Here is an 18,637-nt window from a genome sequence, read left to right as displayed (position 1 = left end):
ACTACTTCTCGGAAGCTTGTGTGAGTTTTGGGATAAAGCAAGGTAAAACTATCTTGATTAATGTTCATTCATAATAAATAAGAGGGGGTAAGTTAAGCCCCTTCAATTTTCGTTAAAAAACATAACCTGCTGACGCTAATTCACTGAGTTTATCCTGACATCGTTTTCGAATATGTTCTCTGAATAATCGCATCATAGGTGTAATTAATTGACGACTGGGGCAAATCAGCCAAAGTTCTATCGTCATTTTCGAATAGCTCGGCAATAACATCTGCACATTGCCTGCAAGTAATTCATCGGCCATTTCCAGTATCGATTTTTGAGCAAGTCCATAACCATCAGCACACCACCTTTTAACTAACTCTGAGTCGTTCGTTGTACGATCGCTGTTCAACTTTACTTTAATGGTTTCCTCACCATTGGTAAAACTCCAAGTATCATGCACATTGCCATTCAATTGAAAACATAGACCTTTATGCGTAGCTAAATCATTAGGACTGACAGGTGTACCAAACTGCTCTAAATATGATGGAGCGGCACACAAAACGATAGGGACATCACAAATTTTGTAACCGTACATAGAAGAATCTTTTGGCACGCCATACCTGACTCCAATATCGATTGGATCTCGAAAGAAGTCGATATTGGAGTCACTAATGTGTAGCTTTAGATTTATTTTAGGATGCGATGCCATGAACTCATTAACCCATGGCAACAACACACTTCGCCCTAAATCAGACGGTGCCGACAACCTAAGGTCTCCTTCAACTAACCCCTGCTCCTCCCTAACACTTTCGCTAATATTAGTGAGCATTAAATAGGCTTGTTCAATTTGCGGAATAAACTTTTCACCCGCACTGGTAAGACGTAAGTTTCTCGTTGAGCGAACAAACAACTCAATACCAAAAGATTTTTCAACACGTTTCAAGGCAGCACTGGCAGTCGCAATTTGCATATCCAAACTTTCTGCAGCGAGTTTAATACTTTTAAATTCAGCCACCTTTAACGTGACTTGCAAATCTTTAACCAACATAAATCAATTTTCCTTTGATAATACCTCAATCATTATCAACTTTATTTAAGTTAATTTAAACATTAATCTAACAACCAACCGCTACACAACGTTTTTTGAATAATTGGAGACCGCTAATGGCAAATGAAAATATTATTACCTTTGAAGAAACAATGGCGTGGTTTCAGTCAACTGAACATAAAGGAGCTATTGGCCTAACTGTCAAATTTCCTATTCCTGAAGCTAACGTCCAAGCATTTATAGAATTTTATAAGGATTACACTCCATACGTTTTAGACGAAGATGGTTGCTTACAATTTGGTTTCCACCAAGATTGGAAAGATCCCTCTGTATTTTGGCTGGTGGAAAGTTGGGCGTCTACCAGCATCTTGCTTGAGCACCTTGGCCCTAATTCACGCAAAGGAACAAAGTACGAAGGTGAAGCACCATTAAAAATAATGGCTGAACTAGGCGCAAAACCTGAGCCTGCTGCACTGTATTTAGTAGAAAACGCGTCTAAATAAATTAATTAACGGAGACAGAAATGAAATCAATAGTACTAGAAAAAGCAGGTTCGGCCGACAACCTAAAGCTTGTCGACATTGCAAAACCCAGCATTGCCGATAATGAAGTATTGATCGAAAGTAAAGCAATCAGCGTCAACCCAGTAGATGCAAAAATTAAATACTCAGATGAGGGTTTATCAGGCTTAATTAGTCCGGAACGCCCAATCACACTAGGTTGGGATGTCGCAGGGACCGTTGTCGCAGTGGGTAGCAAAGTGAGTAAATTTACTGTTGGCGACAACGTATTTGGCATGGTTAACTTTCCTGGACACGGTAAAACTTATGCGGAGTTTGTTGCAGCACCAGAGGCGCAACTGGCAACCATTCCAGAAAATGCAACGTTCACGGATGCCGCTGTTACCACACTAGCCGCACTTACTGCATTGCAAGCGATGAAAAATAAAGTTAAAACGGATGATCGAGTCCTCATCCATGCAGGCTCAGGTGGTGTAGGCCATTTTGCCATTCAGATCGCAAAAAAATTAGGCGCTTATGTGGTTGCTACGAGCTCTGAAAAGAATCGCGACTTTATTCTGTCACTTGGCGCTGATGAGCACATAGATTACCGCTCTCAGGATTTCGAAAACGTATTGACCGACATCGACTTTGTGTTTGATACACAAGGTGAAGAAGTCGCAGCTAAATCATTAAAGGTAATGCGTACAAACGGCAACCTAGTATCTATTGCTATGATGGAAATTCCAGAAATATTGCAACAACAAGCAGCACCATTAAACGTAAATGTAGAGGCAATGTTAGTTGCTTCAAATGGTGATGATATGGCGTTTTTGGCCGGCCTATTAAGTGAAGGGAGTTTAAAACCACATGTTTCATCTGTCTTCAATTTTTCAGACATGGCGAAAGCACATGCTGCACTTGAATCAGGCAGAACCGTAGGAAAGATTGCGCTAACATTCTAACCTGTGTTTAGCAGATAGCTTTATTGTCAAGCTCATCGTATTGCCCTTTAGCTTATATAACTTAAGGGCAACATTTAAGATCATTAAATTACTCAGCTAATTTATATTCAAAGGATAACAACGTATCTCTACTGATTACTTGCTGATAAAGGTGTTTTTATCAATTTACAATTTGACTTCTACTTTCGTTATCCTTTGGCTGGCCCACCATAGCGGTAGATACTCATATTGACCGCGTTTCAAACCGTACTAAATTTGCCATGGGTAAAAATGTGGTAGAGGTTGAGAAAAAGCTTTTAAAAGTAGTACCAGCAGAATTTAAAGTCGATGTGCATCACTGGCTAATTTTACACGGGCGTTATACTTGTCTGGCTCGTAAACCAAGATGTGGCTCATGCCTGATAGAAGACTTGTGTGAGTTTAACGATAAAATTTATCCTGAAGATTAATTCCAACGTATCCGAGCTGTGTATTTCAAATAAAAAAGCCGCATTATGCGGCTTTTAGTTTATGCTGATTTAATGGTCGATTAAATTTTAAAAAAGTGAAACAAAGAAAGCACTAAAACAAATTGCAATTATTACAGTAGTGCCTAAAGCCATTTTAAGTTCGGTTGTCATAATAAATCTCCCATTTTGTTATAAACAAATCATAGCGCGCTGAGAGGTTTTTAGTAGCGTTGAACTGCGCATTTGTGAACTACAGCAAATTTTATTTCATTTTTACAGCCACAGCTTAACTAGAAATACTAAATGTCTGTCAAACAAGCCGTTATAAACGTTACTTCTAACAAAACCATTATCCTATAGGCTTCAAATATCATTGTCACTGCCCGTTAGATCAAGGGGCGCATCCTGTGTAGAGTGTAAAATATATGCTATTTACTGATATTCATTAAATCTCAACAAAAGCACCTTTATATTATGAATGCTGTTAACTTTAACGCTTAACTTTGCTGTTCACCCTTTACAACTATTGATATCATGCCCTTTTTATCATTCGCCTGTTATAGGACAACTATCATGTCGCAACTTTTACATACTATGATCCGAGTGGGTAATTTAGAACGCAGTATCACTTTTTATACTGAAGTCATGGGGATGAAATTATTACGTCAATCTGAAAACCCTGAGTATAAATATACCCTTGCATTTGTTGGTTTTGGCGAGGAGTCAACCGGTCAAGCAGTGATTGAGTTGACCTATAACTGGGGCGTTGAACAGTACGAGCTTGGCACGGGTTTTGGCCATTTAGCGATAGGTGAAGAAGATATCTATGCGCGTTGTGCAGCGATTGCAGCCGCAGGTGGAAAAGTCACTCGCGCGCCTGGTCCTGTTGCAGGCGGTAAAACAGAAATTGCGTTTGTTGAAGATCCTGATGGTTATAAAATTGAGTTAATTCAAAAAAATGCCGCGACGGCAGCATTAGGATAATAAATTAATCCTAACGAGGAGAACCCCCAAAGAAAAAGCCAGCAACAGCTGGCTTTTTTTATCGCTATCTAACTTAAAACTTCATTGAGAAACCAGCATAGTACTGACGTCCAATAACATCATAGACTTCAGGTACCGTACCGCCATCAGAGCCATTCGATACTCTAGACGGTTCTTCATCGGTGAGGTTTTTAACACCCGCAGTGACAGTCATATCATTATTGATATGGTATGTGCCTGAGATATTGTGGTAAAGCACAGCATCAGATTTTGCTAAGGCTGCAACTGGATTGCCATTATCATCGTAATCAGTGTAATGATCATCCATCTCACCAATATAACGATTAAAATACATTACACTCCAGTCACCTTGTGACGCCTGAATACTGAAATTGTTACGTACTTTTGCATACGCACCAAAATTGCCGTCAATTGTACCGGTGTAATCTTCGTTATCTTGCTCAAAGTTCAGCAAGTAAGTGGTATCGTTACTGATCTTCCAGTCTAGACCTAAGCCTTCAAACGTATAGGCTAGGTTAAAGTCGATACCTGACGTATCTTGCGAACCCACGTTAGTCAGTGAGCTTGTTAAGTTGTCAAACTTAGCCGCTCCTGCCGTTGGGTCGATTCCGAATGTTTCACATGCCGTGCTATCGTTACCCACTAAACATGCATTAATACCAGATTGCACGTCTAAACGAGTGATTGCGTTAGTAACTTTAAAGCTCCAGTAATCTAATGTTAACGATAAACCATCAATTGCACTCGGAGAATATACTAAGCCCGCCGTTAATGATTCCGACTCCTCAGCTTCTAAATCATCATCAGAGGTATAACGCACTAATATTTGTGGATCTTGCTCATGACCTAATGGATCAGTTAAGTAATCGAATGAACCAGTATCGCCACCATATAGTTCACTAATGCTAGGCGCTCTAAAGCCGGTTGCTGCAACACCACGAAGCATTAAATCATCAGTAGCCTCATAGGTTAAGCCCACTTTCCAAGTTGTTGCTTTTCCAAACGTTGAATAATCATCATAACGGAGCGCAAATTCACCGGTTAGCTTATCGGTAAAAGGTACACTCACTTCTTGGAAAATTGACAACACATTATAATCACCATCAGTGGCATCTTGTTGTGCAGCGGTACTGTCTCCATCTTGAATAACTTGATCAGGTGTATAATATCCACTCTCATAGCGGTATTCAGCACCAATAGCAAAGGCTACCGCACCAGCGTCTAAATCAAACAACTCACCATTTAAACCCGCAGAGAAAGTATGCTGCTCGTTACCCCCCGTGTTTTGTTCGGTAAAGCTGATATCATCGATAATAGCTTGGCTTAATGGGTCGCCACTAAACCATGCATCTTGGTTAGCATAAACAGAGGCTTCCATATTAGTCGCATTAATTGAATTATCGACCTGTGTTTTTGCTTTATTATTTCCGTAGGTATAGGACGCATCCCAATTGAAACCAGTATGAACATCTAAGGTACCTGTTAACCCGGCTGATAAACGATATGTATCTGTATCTTGAGAGTAGATACGTGGGCCAACATCTGTGGTACGACGACGATAATTAACACGTCCAGTATCATCTGCAGCAATACCGCCAGCAATCATTGCGTCATTAAGAGTGATACATGGCTCGCCCGGTAATGTGTTACTGTCACCACACACATTTAACATGATATCGGCTGGTTGGGCTGCCATTTGTTGACTAGATTTACGTTTGGTATATAAAAAATCACCAGTAAACACGATGTCATCGTTAATTTCTTGCACCATGTTTGCAAATACACTGGTACGTTCATTCGGAGTTTGGAAATAGCTATCTTGAGTAAAGTCATATCCGCTATCTCGTTTAACCCATTCACCTTGATCGTTTACTACTTTTCCGCCCAAGGAACCCGTTGGGATAAAAGAGCTATATCCAGGATCTGTCCAGTCACGATCGGATTGGATCACGCCCTCACGTTTTGAGTAAGCCACCCCAAAAGTATAATTACCTGAGTCAGTATTCATGCCATAAAGCGCACTTATTTCTCCGTTTTCGCCATCGCTTTTATCAGTCATCCCACCTTGGACATCAAACTGAAAACCTTCAAAGTCTTTCTTGGTGATAATGTTGACTACACCCGCAATGGCATCAGAACCATATACCGCTGAAGCACCGTCTTTTAAGATTTCAACACGGGCAATCATGGCAACAGGAATCGCATTTAAATCCACTGCACTATCAGCACCAGAACCTGAATTGACCATACGACGACCATTTAGCAGTACTAAAGTACGTTGTGATCCCATTCCGCGTAAATCAACTTGAGCGACACCATCGGCACCATTGTTAGTGCTAGAACCCACTGCAGCACCTGCCATTGATGTTTGTGCTTGGAGTAATTCATCAACTGAAGTAAAACCTTCAGCTTTAATGGCTGCGGCATCAATCACAGTGACTGGCGATGCAGTTTCCATATCCTGACGTTGGATTCGAGAACCAGTAACTTCAATACGTTCAACTTTTGCGGTTTCCTCCGCAGCATATGCTGAAACTGATATACCGGATGAAATTGTAAATGATGCAAATAAAGCGGTTTTTATACTTGTCGATAAAAGTGATCTTTGGGTCATTTTATATAAGCTCCCTAGCTATAATTTATTGTTATATATTCGTTATATAAATTTTCATTGAAATAACGATAGCTGGATACTGAATAAAATTTCAAAACAGGTCAAACACCAAATAATTAACCTTTACCATAAAGTATGTTAATTAAAATCTTAATAAATTAAAGTAATTTGTTAACCTAATAAAATTTAACTAATGTGCACAACCAAATAAGCGACAAAAACTGCTTATTGATTTTTTTGCAGAGCATTAAACTGAAACTTATTTAACAATATATATACGTTAAAACTTATTGTAATGTGACACAGATCACATTTTAATTGTTTTATTATACTCATTGGAACTATTATGGGAATGAGTGATTGAATTTTATAGCTACAGGTCATGATGTTAGGGCAATAGGTTATGAAAGTTGTAAAGGTTAGATAGGAGGTAAAGTTAAAAGCGAGTGGTTAGCACACTGTGTCTATTGATAAGTGTTAATACTGATTATGTTCAAAGCCTTTTTAACATATTAAATTTATATTCAAGATAACTATTCAATACTTTTACATATAGGTAGATTGTAAATAACTCTAAAAATATGTTTTATATTTAGAAGACATTTGCCTTATCATAACACGTCGTAAACATATGTATTAAAGTGTAAACCTGCCACTCTATTGATTTGGCATTTTAAATCAATTCTGAGTAAATACATTAAAAATCTACAGCATTATTTAAACACCAAATACATTATTTTAATTTTTTTAAACAAAATAAATGATAACCATAGTTGAAAGATTAAAACGAGCGATAACATAATCTGCAGCAGCGCTTAATTTTTCTTAAAATTTGCTAAAGTATGGCATCAGTTTATCTATTTATGATTTCCAAATACGGTGGTAAATATGCGGCCAGCTATCTAACGCAGAAATGACTACTTACTGTTATATAGGTATAAAAAAGAGCACCTAAGTGCCCTTTATGAGAAGATAATTTATACAGGTTGAATAATATTAAAGTGCTGATAGGCTCTTGCCGTGGCAATCCGTCCTCTTGGAGTACGTTGAATAAAGCCTTGTTGGATTAAAAACGGCTCCAGTACATCTTCAATGGTATCTCTATCTTCACCAATTGCAGCAGCAAGGTTATCAAGCCCGACCGGCCCGCCCATAAACTTGTCAATAATCGCTAGCAATAGCTTTCTGTCTAAATAATCAAAACCTTCGAGATCAACATCAAGCAAGTCTAACGCTTGTTCCGCCACTTCTTTGGTTACAACACCATCGTGTTTTACTTCAGCGTAATCACGCACTCGACGCAATAATCTATTGGCAATACGCGGGGTACCCCGTGAACGTCGGGCAATTTCTACCGCGCCTTCAGGTGCAATCGCTAAATCCATCACTTTGGCAGAACGGGTAACAATAGTGGTTAGGTCTTTTACATTGTAAAACTCAAGTCGGAGCGGAATACCAAAACGTGCTCGTAATGGCGAAGTTAATGCCCCCGCTCTGGTAGTCGCACCAACGAGGGTAAATGGTGGCAAGTCTAACTTGATAGAGCGAGCAGCTGGTCCTTCACCAATCATAATATCTAATTGATAATCTTCTAGTGCAGGATAAAGGATCTCTTCAACGACGGGGCTTAAACGATGGATTTCATCGATAAACAATACGTCACCTTCTTCTAAGTTAGTTAAAAGTGCGGCTAAATCACCCGCTTTTTCTAACACAGGTCCCGAGGTTGATTTAATATTCACCCCCATTTCATTGGCAACAATCATGGCGAGGGTGGTTTTACCTAAACCTGGTGGCCCGAAAATCAACATATGATCGAGCGCTTCTTTTCGGTTTAACGCAGCTTGAATAAACACCTTTAATTGGGCTCGGGTATCATCTTGACCCGTGTACTCGTCAAGCATTTTAGGCCGCATAGCCCTATCAATAACTTCGTCTTGTACCAAGACTTGAGGTTGTATTAATCGATCTGCTTCAATCATGTTACCACTGTCCTTTTAGGTTAAAGCATCGACTTTAATGCGGCTTTAATGAGTACTTCTGACGTCATATCCGCTTTATAATTTGCAGATACTGCTTTACTGGCTTGGGCTGGCTTGTACCCTAACGAGATTAATGCGGATATTGCATCTTCTTCTGCACTTTCAACCGCTGGTGCTGGTGAATAATTGGATTGCAAAACAAACTCACGCTCTGAGCCAACGGATGCGGCTAATAACGATTTAAGTTTATCGCGCATCTCCACTACTAGGCGCTCAGCGGTTTTTTTACCCACGCCAGGCAACTTAACTAAGGTCACAATATCATCGCGCTCAACGCAGGCAACAAACTCACCAGCACTCATGCCTGATAAAATGGTCAGCGCTAATTTAGGTCCAACGCCATTGGTTTTAATTAACAGTCTAAACAAAGCGCGTTCTTGCTTGGTGATAAAACCATATAATAGTTGGGCATCTTCTCGGACAACAAAATGGGTATATACCATTGCAGGTTGGTTTAACTCAGGAAGCTCATAAAAACTGGTTAAGGGAACCTGTAGTTCATAGCCTACTCCGTTAACATCAAGCACAATTTCCGGGGCTTGTTTCTCAACTAAAATGCCTTTTAAACGACCGATCATTTGTATCTTCCGTATGTTCTTGTATTTGCACGACCACCCAAGGCCGCTAGGCTTTGATTGGTATGATAATGACACATGGCAACAGCAAGTGCATCTGCAGCATCAGCTTGCGGCGCCGCGGGTAATTTTAATAACTGAGTGACCATATGCTGGACTTGTGTTTTTTGTGCTCGACCTGTCCCCACCACAGCACTTTTTATTTGGGTCGCGCTATATTCTGCAACGGATAAATCGGCACATGTAGCCGCAACAATCGCGGCGCCTCTTGCTTGACCAAGTTTTAATGCAGAATCGGCATTTTTGGCCATAAACACCCGTTCTATGGCGAATTCGTCAGGGTGGTATTGACGGATTATTTCAGATAAACCGGCAAAAATCTGTTGTAATCTTTGGGGTAACTCATCAGATTGGGTGCGAATACAACCACTGCCAAGATACACTTGCTGGCGACCAATACACTGGATAACGCCATAACCAGTTATCCTCGAACCTGGGTCAACACCTAAAATAATTGCCATTGATTACCCTAAACTTTCCATCACATCGTCACTGATATCTGCATTATGATAAACCTCTTGAACATCATCATTATCTTCTAAGGTATCGATAAGCTTTAAGAATTGTTCGGCACTTTCTAAATCAAGTTCAGCTTTGGTCGATGGAACCTGTATCACTTCTGCATTGACACATTCCAGCTCTGCAGCATCAAGGGCATCTTTCACTTTGCCGAAAGTGTCAGGTAAGGTGTAAACATCAATGGAACCATCTTCATTGATAACGACATCTTCAGCACCAGACTCAAGAGCGGCATCCATTACACTTTCTTCATCTATACCGTCAGCATAAGAAATAACACCTAACTTGGTAAATAAGTATGCAACCGAGCCATCTGTGCCTAAGTTACCGCCATTTTTACTGAAAGCGTTACGCACACCTGATACAGTGCGATTTCGATTGTCTGTCATGGTTTCAACCATAACTGCACTGCCACCAGGACCATAGCCTTCATAAATAATAGTTTCAAGCTGTTGCCCTTCCATTTCACCAGCACCACGTTTAATTGCACGTTCTACCGTGTCGCGGGTCATGTTATTCGATAAAGCTTTATCGATTGCGGCTCTGAGTCTAGGATTAGCATCTGGATCTGAGCCTCCTTCACGGGCGGCTACAGTCAACTCACGGATAAACTTGGTAAATAGCTTTCCGCGCTTTGCATCCTGCGCAGCTTTGCGGTGCTTGATATTCGCCCATTTACTGTGTCCTGCCATGAAAGACTCCTGTTTTGTCGGTTAATCTATTCGTAAATGCAATGACAAACTGCATTGACGAAAGGTAATAATAAAAACTTGCCACACTATAAACACAGACCGAGGCAATTGCCTCGGAATGTTGTTAACTTAATAGCATCACTGAATAACTTATTCGGCGTCTGCTTTAGGTTTCTCAATCACATTAATGCCTAACTCAACAAGTTGCTGTGGATTAGCAAAACCTGGGGCGTTGGTTAATGGGCAAGCTGCCGTAGTGGTTTTTGGGAATGCCATTACATCACGAATTGAGCTTGCACCTGTCATTAACATAATGATGCGATCCAAACCAAATGCAAGACCTGCATGTGGTGGTGTGCCATAGCGTAATGCTTCTAATAAGAAGCCAAATTTCTCTTTCGCTTCTTCTTTGTCAATGCCTAGTAATTCAAAGACTGTGCTTTGCATTTCTGCATTATGAATACGAACCGAACCACCACCTAATTCACAACCATTTAAAACCATGTCATATGCATCTGAAACGGTATTGGCAGGATCAAGTTTAAGGGCTTCGGCTGATACGCCACGCGGCGCAGTAAATGGATGGTGAACAGCGTGCAAGCCACCCTCCACTTTTTCAAACATTGGGAAATCTACCACCCAAAGCGGACGCCATTGACCTTGCAGTAATTTGAAGTCTTCACCGGCTTTAAGGCGTAACGCCCCCATAGCTTCAGCAACGATATTCGCTTTGTCTGCACCGAACATAATAATGTCGCCAGTCTGCGCATCAGTACGGCTAACGATTTGCTTAACAATGTCTTCAGTTAAGAATTTAAGCACTGGAGATTGAATACCGTCTATACCAGCATCTAGATCATTTAGCTTCATCCAAGCTAAACCTTTAGCACCATAAATACCGACAAACTTTGTGTAATCGTCAATTTGCTTACGTGATAATGAAGCACCTGTTGGAATACGCAAAGCTGCTACACGGCCGTCAACATCATTTGCAGGACCATTGAACACTGCAAAATCAACCTCTTTTAATAAGTCGGCAACATCTACAAGTTCTAAAGGGTTACGTAAATCAGGTTTGTCTGAACCAAAACGGCGCATGGCTTCAGCGAATGTCATGCGAGGAAACTCGCCTAAATCGACATTAAGTAAATCTAGGAATAAACCACGCATCATCTGCTCAGTTTTTTCCATGACCTGCTCTGAGGTCATAAATGAAGTTTCGATATCAATCTGAGTAAATTCAGGCTGACGATCAGCACGTAAATCTTCGTCGCGGAAACATTTTACGATTTGGTAATAGCGATCAAAACCTGACATCATCAACAACTGTTTAAACAATTGTGGTGATTGCGGCAATGCAAAGAATTGGCCTTTATAAGTACGACTTGGTACCAAGTAGTCACGTGCGCCTTCAGGTGTAGCTTTAGTCAAAATAGGTGTTTCAATATCTAAAAAACCATTATTATCTAAGAAGTTACGTACATAACTGGTGACTTTTGCGCGAAAAATTAAACGTTCTGCCATTTCTGGACGACGTAAATCAAGGTAACGATATTTTAAACGTTGCTCTTCACTGTTGTTCTGGTAGTTGTCCATGCTTAAAGGTAACGGCGCAGAAGCATTAATAATGGTTAAGCCTTTACCTAATATTTCAATCTCACCCGTTTTCATTTGGGCATTAACTTGGCTGTCTGGACGAGCTCTAACGAGGCCTGTCACTTGAACACAAAATTCAGCGCGTAATGTGCTAGCTACATCAAATACGTCTTTTAGATCTGGATCATATACAACTTGAACTAACCCTTCACGATCACGTAAATCGAGGAAAACAACGCCGCCTAAGTCACGACTACGATTAACCCAACCAACTAAGGTAACTTCTTGACCCAAATGAGACTTATTAATGTCTCCACAATAATGGCTACGCATTGAACAGTATCCTTTAAATAAGAACGAATTTTGAAAAGCAAACGTTTCGCATATCAACAATGATAAAACGGCATTATATACTTAAACAGCGTAAATATGCTCGTTTCAGTATGAATTTATTGGCATATAAATGGCCGTCATCATCAAAATATTGCATCTGAATTCGGCAAAATAAAATATCAATCTAAAATAATGTGGGCAGTATCAGGCAGAACAAACAAATTAACCAGACCTGCAAGGGATAAAATGAATTAACTGGATAAAAAATCGCCAAGACAATATGGTTATAACCGGTATGTCCGGTTAACTATAGCAAAGGACTATCTAGTGGATGTAGACAGCATCTGGGGGTAGATTTAAAGAAAATATGATTATAAACATAAGCTTACCACGACACACATTACTGCATCCAATTAGTATCAATAGTTAGTAGCAATATTTGTAAACCTAGCATGGCTTACAGTTTGTACATTTAACTAGCGAATCAAATAAAAGCATATTTATTATTGGGCAAATAGCCTAGCATTCACGGCAAAAATAATCTTGCAACAACAATGGACGACAGTCTTATTGATTATCTCGATGACGATGCCCACCTGTGCGCTTTGCTTGATACATCAATAAATCGGCGCATTTAAGCAATTCATCAGAGTTAACGCCATCATCTGGAAATAGTGCGACACCTATACTGGCTGATATCTGCACAGGTTTTTGCTCTATAACATTTAGCTGAGACAATTTCTTTAACACCAAATCTGCAAGTCGTTTGGCATTTTCGATACTGTCTAGATGATTTAATATTATGACAAATTCATCGCCACCAAATCGCGCGACAAAGTCTGTAGCGCGAATAGACTGGCTTAATAAATCAGCTACACACTTTAGTAGCTTATCGCCAACATCATGCCCATGTTCATCGTTAACGACTTTAAATCCATCTAAATCAATAAATAAAATTGCAAACTTAGTATTTGATTTCTGGTGAGAACTAATAGCTGATGCTAATTCTTGTTCTAGTAATGTTCTGTTTGCTAACCCTGTGACATTGTCATGATTAGCAATAAATACCAGTTGGCTCTCTGCTCGCTTACGACGTGTAATTTCAATTTTCAGTCTACGATTAACCACTAAAACTACAACGGCAATCGCACTAACAATCAGCAAACCAATGATGAGAGATTTCATCCAACGTTGGTAAAATTGATTGTCTGTGTTGAGTGTTACGTCATTCCATTTTTGATAGAGCTCTTGTTGGCTCGTTTTGTCAATAGTCGCAAGCACACGATCAATTAATGGTTTTAAGTTAGTTAAATCACTAAATATGCCTATTCGACTTTGTTGATCGGCCAAATCTGCTATTAAAGAAAGTTTTAAACTCGGATATTGACCGTTTTTCAACTTATCCGCCAAAGTGCTAACTTTTTCAACAAACATGTCAGCGTGGCCTTCAACGACGGCATCCAAACCTTCTTGGGTATCAGCGACTATCACAAGTGATAATTCTGGATGAAGTTGCCTGACTTGATCAATTAATTGATAACCTTTTACCACTGCGATGGTTTTATTATTTAGTTGACCAATATGAAAAATAGGCGGTTGAGTTAAATCACTGGCTACAGCCCATGGAGATGGCCAGTAAGGCTCACTAAAGAGGATGTTTTTATCACGATCAGCGTTATAGGCTAAACTAGCAACAAGTTGAATTTCCCCACTTTCCAGTTGCAGCAGCATTTCGTCAAAGTTATCAAAAGCAACGGGAATAATAGATAGCCCAAGATGATTGACTAATATTGATTTGATATCTGAATTGACACCTAAAAACTCACCGTTTTTGCCCTGAAATTCCATCGGGCGCCAATCCTTCAAATAACCCATTTTTATCGCACCTAAACTCGATAAATAGGATTTTTGTTGATTAGATAAAATGATATGACTTGTAACGCCACTATAGTAACGATCTTCAGGATTAATAAGCCACTTACGTTCTATTTGTAAACGTTCTTCAGGTGAGATTAAATCAAAACCTGCACGGATCCTTTTTGCCAATCCACTGTCATCAAGACGCGTTAAACTATAAATATCTGTTGAAAATTCGATGTTTGAATATTGTTTGAAATCAGTCCAAAGCTTATTGGTCAATAAATAATGTGAGGACATGGCTGACGATGCAATAAAGCCTATGACATCACCTTTGACAGTTGCATCAACCATATCTGCAGTTGACTCATAAAAACGCAATTGTGCATTGGGATATAGTTTGTGAATTTCAGAAATATAAGGCGCTGTTGGAAACACTCCTATGCGGAGATTATCTATTTTCCTCAGATCTTGCAGGTCATTTTTCAAACTGAAAAAGCGGCTTTTAATCGATGTTAAATGCCATGCCTGCTTAAGTCCGGTACGCATTTCATTACTTTCAGGGTAACCAATATGTACGTCGGCAAAACCGCGTTTAATATCTTCTACTGAGCTGTTCATATCGCCAACAACAAAATCGATACTGATGCCGGTTTTTGTTGACCATAACTTCCATAAATCAATATATAAACCATGTGGTAAACCATCGTTACCAATGTCAGCATAGGGTTCAATATTGGTTTGCATCGCAATTAAAACACCCGCGTTATCTCTATGGTATCCAAGCCAGCGACGTTCAATACGTTCAATTTGTTGCGCATCAATTGCTACAAAACCAGCATTGATAGTCGCTAATAGTATTGGATTGCCTTTGGCTATCGCGGGTGAAATATCCGTTTTATCAATCGGTATTCTAGATGAAATATAATATTCAGTGGCAATGTCTTGTTCTAATGACATATTTCGCTGAAAACCTTCTATACCAGCAAAAACAAGGATCTCACCTTTTGCCGCTGCAGATAATAGCGCTTCTCTGCTAGGATATTTTCTAAATGAAAAATTAGCGTTTTTTGCCAATAAAGATTGTTCATGGGAAGAACCGTCGACAATACCTATTTGATAGGCGAGTAAATCATTGAAGTTATTTTTTGTGCCAATTGACTTGTGGACGAACAAGAATGTTTGTAAGGAAGAAATAGGATCTGCGAAATCAAAATAGAGTTTTCGGGAATCATTTGGGCTCATGCCAATATGAACGTCGAATTGTCCATTTTTAACACTATCTAATGATTGCTGCCAATTTCGGACTTCAAACGACACTGGAATGCTGGTCACTAGAGACCATTCACGCCATAAATCTACCAGGATACCGGCAGGCTTTCCTGTATCGTCAATGTATTGGAAAGGATAACTATCCTCCCCGAGTACTAAACTGACGTGGTTTATGGAATCTTCAGTACTTTGGCTAATGTTAGCTACAACATTCCAGCTATTACTCCACAATAGAATGCAGAATAGTAATCGTCCGATTAATTTCAAGTGGTGTCCCTATCTACTTTCTGGTATTTGTCGCAAAAATACCTATGTGCATATATCCCTTTAAAATGAATTAATGCTATTTTTCATAACCTTAGTGAATTCATCTTAGTTAAACCCTGTTATTTTAATCGTTTTTTGTTTAAATGTGTAAAAAAGAAAAAAATTGTCAGTATCTATTAAAGTTTGTTGGTCAATTAAATTGAAATATGATCACTACTATAGCCATCACAAATTGGCAAGGTAATAAAAAATAATAAATTTTTAAGCAATACTTGCTGCACTTTACTTTGATTGGCTAAAATAGAGTTAGAATTTTATTAACTCGCATTACATGAACTCTGAACTCGACAATATCTACGCTACGGCAAATTCACAAGTCGCTGATTTCGTATTTGATAAAAAAGTCGCCGGCGTATTTAATGATATGATACGCCGCTCTGTACCTGGTTATGGACAAATCATTAATACTATTGGTGATTTTGCTAAATCTTTCGTTACCGAGAATTCCAATATTTACGATTTAGGCTGCTCACTTGGATCTGCAACTTTAAGTATTCGACGCCAAATTGAGCAACGAAATTGCAAAATTATCGCGGTGGATAACAGTGAGTCGATGATCCAACGTTGTAATGAGAACCTATCGGCTTATGTCAGTGATACCCAAGTTGAGTTGATTTGTGGCGACATAAGAGACATTGCCTTTGAAAATGCTTCAATGGTGGTACTGAATTTTACCCTCCAGTTTTTACCTGTGGCCGATCGTAACGCGTTAATAACAAGCATTTATCAAGGTTTGTTGCCTGGTGGAATATTGGTTCTTTCAGAGAAACTTCGTTTTGAAGATGAAACGATTCAACAATTACTCGATAAACATCATTTGGATTTTAAACGTGCCAATGGTTACAGCGAATTGGAAATCAGTCAAAAAAGAAGCGCATTAGAAAATGTGATGCGTCCAGATACACTAACGCATCATACAAAGCGTTTCACTGAGTGTGGGTTCAGTCATTCATCTGTTTGGTTTCAGTGTTTCAATTTTGCTTCAATGGTAGCGGTAAAATGATCAATTTTAGTGGATTTTATAAAGAAATAGCTGATTCCAACCTACAACACTGGTTAGAAACCTTACCTTCTATACTTGGCAATTGGCAGCGAGAGCATAAACACGGTAATTTACCCAAATGGGAAAAAGTTCTTAATAAATTGCACTATCCTGAACCTGATACTATCGATTTCAATTCAAGCGTCACCATAGGCAGTGGCAAACAGCTATCTGCAGGTGAAACGGAAAAGCTGTCAAATTTATTGGGTATATTTAAACCTTGGCGTAAAGGTCCATTTTCGATACAGGGTATTCAGATTGATACTGAATGGCGAAGTGATTGGAAATGGGATAGAGTTAAACCACATCTTTCACCGTTAAAAAATCGAACAGTATTAGATGTTGGCTGTGGAAGTGGATATCATATGTGGCGCATGTATGGTGAAGGAGCTAAATGCGTTGTGGGTATTGATCCTTCTCCATTATTTCTTTGCCAGTTTGAAGCTGTAAAACGCCTAGCGGGAAAACAGTATCCGGTGCATTTGTTGCCTTTAGGTATAGAAGAACTTCCACCTTTAGACGCATTTGATACTGTATTTTCAATGGGTGTGCTTTATCATAGGCGCTCTCCTATCGATCATATTATGCAATTACGTGATCAATTACGTATGGGGGGTGAGTTAGTGCTTGAAACCCTTGTTATCGATGGCGATGAAAATGCAGTTTTAGTTCCAAAAGATAGATATGGTAAAATGAACAATGTGTGGTTTTTACCGTCTGTTGAAGCATTAATGCTGTGGTTAAGAAAATGCGACTTTACTGATGTAAGATGTGTAGATGTTGATATAACATCTCTTGCTGAACAACGTAGTACACAATGGATGCAAAATGAATCCCTAGTAGATTATCTCGATCCAAATGACGTAAGCTTAACGGTTGAAGGTTATCCAGCACCAAAAAGAGCAATTATAATTGCGACTAAAAATCAACCTAACTTAGATTTAATTTAACTCTCAATATTCAACAGGAATTGACATGTTTAAGCAGGCACTTGCACTATCCTTTGCGGCAATACTTGTCTCGGGTTGCACCGCAACTCAACAACCTAGCACACCTACAATTACAAATACCGACTTGAACACGACCTTACAGTCCTCTCAAGTTCAGATTATTAATGCTTTTCACGAGCAATGTAATCAACAGTCTACAGACATCAACGATTTGTCTGAGGAAATACGCAAGTTAAAAACCCAAGTCAGTGAGGCGATGGCACAAACGCAAAAAATACGAGTCGTAACCGCTCCAATTCCAACGCCACGTCCGGTAGCCGTTCCATCGCAATGCCCTGAAGCACTCGTAGGTGAAAAATTCTTACTCGGTGAAGTTGAAAGTGTTTATATTGATGAATTAAAAACTAAATTTGCCACTCGTATCGATACTGGCGCAGAATCTTCATCTTTAGATGCGCGTAACATTGTTTTATTTGAGCGTAACGGTGAAGAGTGGGTTCGATTCGATGTTATGACCAATGGGCCAGATCAAGCTGGTGATACCTTTGAGTCAAAAGTTGAACGCTTTGTCAAAATTAAACAAGACGTTGAAAGCGGTGATGATCGTCGTCCGGTTATCCACGCTCATTTAAAGATTGGTAAATATGCGGCTGAAACAGATTTAAATCTAACCGACAGAAGTCATTTAGATTATCCATTACTGCTTGGGCGTAAATTTATGAAAGACATTGCGATCGTTGATGTAGGACAAATCTACATTCACGGTAAAGCAAAAAACCAAGTCACTACCCTAATTAAATAGGCCA

At 39.4% G+C, this 18,637-nt stretch carries 14 protein-coding genes and 1 pseudogene; 7 read left to right on the top strand and 8 right to left on the bottom strand.

What is annotated here, in order from left to right; genetic code table 11:
- Positions 1 to 112: 112 nt before the first annotated feature.
- Positions 113 to 1,033 (bottom strand): LysR family transcriptional regulator, encoded by a 921-nt coding sequence (locus IEY03_RS02045; protein ID WP_188839668.1) that lies wholly within the window; start codon positions 1,031 to 1,033, stop codon positions 113 to 115.
- Positions 1,034 to 1,149: 116 nt separating this feature from the next.
- Here IEY03_RS02045 and IEY03_RS02040 point away from each other — a divergent pair, with 116 nt between their 5' ends.
- The 4 genes and pseudogenes from IEY03_RS02040 (at position 1,150) to gloA (ending at position 3,931) form a co-directional block, all read left to right on the top strand.
- A complete protein-coding gene (locus IEY03_RS02040) occupies positions 1,150 to 1,536 on the top strand; it encodes a putative quinol monooxygenase (protein ID WP_188839667.1) in 387 nt (128 codons plus the stop codon).
- A 20-nt stretch (positions 1,537 to 1,556) separates the two neighbouring features.
- Positions 1,557 to 2,498 carry an NADP-dependent oxidoreductase gene (locus IEY03_RS02035; protein WP_188839666.1) on the top strand — a complete coding sequence of 314 codons (942 nt, stop codon included), beginning with the start codon at positions 1,557 to 1,559 and terminating at the stop codon, positions 2,496 to 2,498.
- A gap of 188 nt (positions 2,499 to 2,686) precedes the next feature.
- Positions 2,687 to 2,947: pseudogene (locus IEY03_RS02030) on the top strand (iron-sulfur binding domain-containing protein); the annotation flags it as partial.
- 573 nt (positions 2,948 to 3,520) lie between these two features.
- Positions 3,521 to 3,931 (top strand): lactoylglutathione lyase, encoded by a 411-nt coding sequence (gene gloA, locus IEY03_RS02025; RefSeq protein ID WP_188839665.1) that lies wholly within the window; start codon positions 3,521 to 3,523, stop codon positions 3,929 to 3,931.
- Between the two features lie 73 nt (positions 3,932 to 4,004).
- Here the strand turns inward: gloA and IEY03_RS02020 are convergent, their stop codons facing one another.
- The 7 genes from IEY03_RS02020 to IEY03_RS01990 all read right to left on the bottom strand — a co-directional run bounded on the left by IEY03_RS02020 (position 4,005) and on the right by IEY03_RS01990 (position 15,779).
- Positions 4,005 to 6,566, bottom strand: coding sequence for a TonB-dependent receptor plug domain-containing protein (locus IEY03_RS02020; protein ID WP_188839664.1), 2,562 nt, complete (start codon positions 6,564 to 6,566; stop codon positions 4,005 to 4,007).
- 977 nt (positions 6,567 to 7,543) lie between these two features.
- On the bottom strand, positions 7,544 to 8,548 hold the full coding sequence (gene ruvB, locus IEY03_RS02015) for a Holliday junction branch migration DNA helicase RuvB (RefSeq protein WP_188839663.1): 1,005 nt from the start codon (positions 8,546 to 8,548) through the stop codon (positions 7,544 to 7,546).
- Between the two features lie 20 nt (positions 8,549 to 8,568).
- Positions 8,569 to 9,186 (bottom strand): Holliday junction branch migration protein RuvA, encoded by a 618-nt coding sequence (gene ruvA / locus IEY03_RS02010; RefSeq protein ID WP_188839662.1) that lies wholly within the window; start codon positions 9,184 to 9,186, stop codon positions 8,569 to 8,571.
- Entirely contained in the window at positions 9,183 to 9,704 is a 522-nt protein-coding gene (gene ruvC / locus IEY03_RS02005) for a crossover junction endodeoxyribonuclease RuvC (RefSeq protein WP_188839661.1), read from the bottom strand. The genes ruvA and ruvC overlap by 4 nt, the downstream gene beginning before the upstream one ends.
- 3 nt (positions 9,705 to 9,707) lie before the next feature.
- Positions 9,708 to 10,454 (bottom strand): YebC/PmpR family DNA-binding transcriptional regulator, encoded by a 747-nt coding sequence (locus IEY03_RS02000; RefSeq protein ID WP_188839660.1) that lies wholly within the window; start codon positions 10,452 to 10,454, stop codon positions 9,708 to 9,710.
- A gap of 150 nt (positions 10,455 to 10,604) precedes the next feature.
- Positions 10,605 to 12,383, bottom strand: a complete 1,779-nt coding sequence (gene aspS / locus IEY03_RS01995) for an aspartate--tRNA ligase (protein WP_188839659.1) — start codon at positions 12,381 to 12,383, stop codon at positions 10,605 to 10,607.
- A 567-nt stretch (positions 12,384 to 12,950) separates the two neighbouring features.
- Complete coding sequence (locus IEY03_RS01990; protein ID WP_188839658.1) at positions 12,951 to 15,779, bottom strand: diguanylate cyclase domain-containing protein; 2,829 nt, start codon at positions 15,777 to 15,779, stop codon at positions 12,951 to 12,953.
- A 331-nt stretch (positions 15,780 to 16,110) separates the two neighbouring features.
- Between IEY03_RS01990 and cmoA the strand changes: the two genes are divergently transcribed.
- Genes cmoA through IEY03_RS01975 form a run of 3 tightly spaced genes read left to right on the top strand, consistent with a single transcriptional unit; the run spans position 16,111 to position 18,633 of the window.
- Positions 16,111 to 16,842 (top strand): carboxy-S-adenosyl-L-methionine synthase CmoA, encoded by a 732-nt coding sequence (cmoA, locus tag IEY03_RS01985; protein WP_188839657.1) that lies wholly within the window; start codon positions 16,111 to 16,113, stop codon positions 16,840 to 16,842.
- Positions 16,839 to 17,831, top strand: coding sequence for a tRNA 5-methoxyuridine(34)/uridine 5-oxyacetic acid(34) synthase CmoB (gene cmoB, locus IEY03_RS01980; RefSeq protein ID WP_188839656.1), 993 nt, complete (start codon positions 16,839 to 16,841; stop codon positions 17,829 to 17,831). The genes cmoA and cmoB overlap by 4 nt, the downstream gene beginning before the upstream one ends.
- Positions 17,832 to 17,856: 25 nt before the next feature.
- The gene (locus IEY03_RS01975; RefSeq protein WP_188839655.1) at positions 17,857 to 18,633 is read left to right on the top strand and encodes an ATP-dependent zinc protease family protein; all 777 of its coding nucleotides are present in this window, start codon (positions 17,857 to 17,859) and stop codon (positions 18,631 to 18,633) included.
- Positions 18,634 to 18,637: the final 4 nt, after the last annotated feature.

Source organism: Shewanella aestuarii (assembly GCF_014647215.1).
GTDB classification, from domain to species: Bacteria; Pseudomonadota; Gammaproteobacteria; order Enterobacterales; family Shewanellaceae; genus Shewanella; species Shewanella aestuarii.
This window is presented reverse-complemented; position numbering and strand designations above follow the sequence as displayed.

Bases quoted from the DNA above. Each gene is read 5' to 3' on its own strand.
- IEY03_RS02045 (WP_188839668.1), bottom strand. From the start codon at position 1,033: ATGTTGGTTAAAGATTTGCAAGTCACGTTAAAGGTGGCTGAATTTAAA.
- IEY03_RS02040 (WP_188839667.1), top strand. From the start codon at position 1,150: ATGGCAAATGAAAATATTATTACCTTTGAAGAAACAATGGCGTGGTTT.
- IEY03_RS02035 (WP_188839666.1), top strand. From the start codon at position 1,557: ATGAAATCAATAGTACTAGAAAAAGCAGGTTCGGCCGACAACCTAAAG.
- gloA (WP_188839665.1), top strand. From the start codon at position 3,521: ATGTCGCAACTTTTACATACTATGATCCGAGTGGGTAATTTAGAACGC.
- IEY03_RS02020 (WP_188839664.1), bottom strand. From the start codon at position 6,566: ATGACCCAAAGATCACTTTTATCGACAAGTATAAAAACCGCTTTATTT.
- ruvB (WP_188839663.1), bottom strand. From the start codon at position 8,548: ATGATTGAAGCAGATCGATTAATACAACCTCAAGTCTTGGTACAAGAC.
- ruvA (WP_188839662.1), bottom strand. From the start codon at position 9,186: ATGATCGGTCGTTTAAAAGGCATTTTAGTTGAGAAACAAGCCCCGGAA.
- ruvC (WP_188839661.1), bottom strand. From the start codon at position 9,704: ATGGCAATTATTTTAGGTGTTGACCCAGGTTCGAGGATAACTGGTTAT.
- IEY03_RS02000 (WP_188839660.1), bottom strand. From the start codon at position 10,454: ATGGCAGGACACAGTAAATGGGCGAATATCAAGCACCGCAAAGCTGCG.
- aspS (WP_188839659.1), bottom strand. From the start codon at position 12,383: ATGCGTAGCCATTATTGTGGAGACATTAATAAGTCTCATTTGGGTCAA.
- cmoA (WP_188839657.1), top strand. From the start codon at position 16,111: ATGAACTCTGAACTCGACAATATCTACGCTACGGCAAATTCACAAGTC.
- cmoB (WP_188839656.1), top strand. From the start codon at position 16,839: ATGATCAATTTTAGTGGATTTTATAAAGAAATAGCTGATTCCAACCTA.
- IEY03_RS01975 (WP_188839655.1), top strand. From the start codon at position 17,857: ATGTTTAAGCAGGCACTTGCACTATCCTTTGCGGCAATACTTGTCTCG.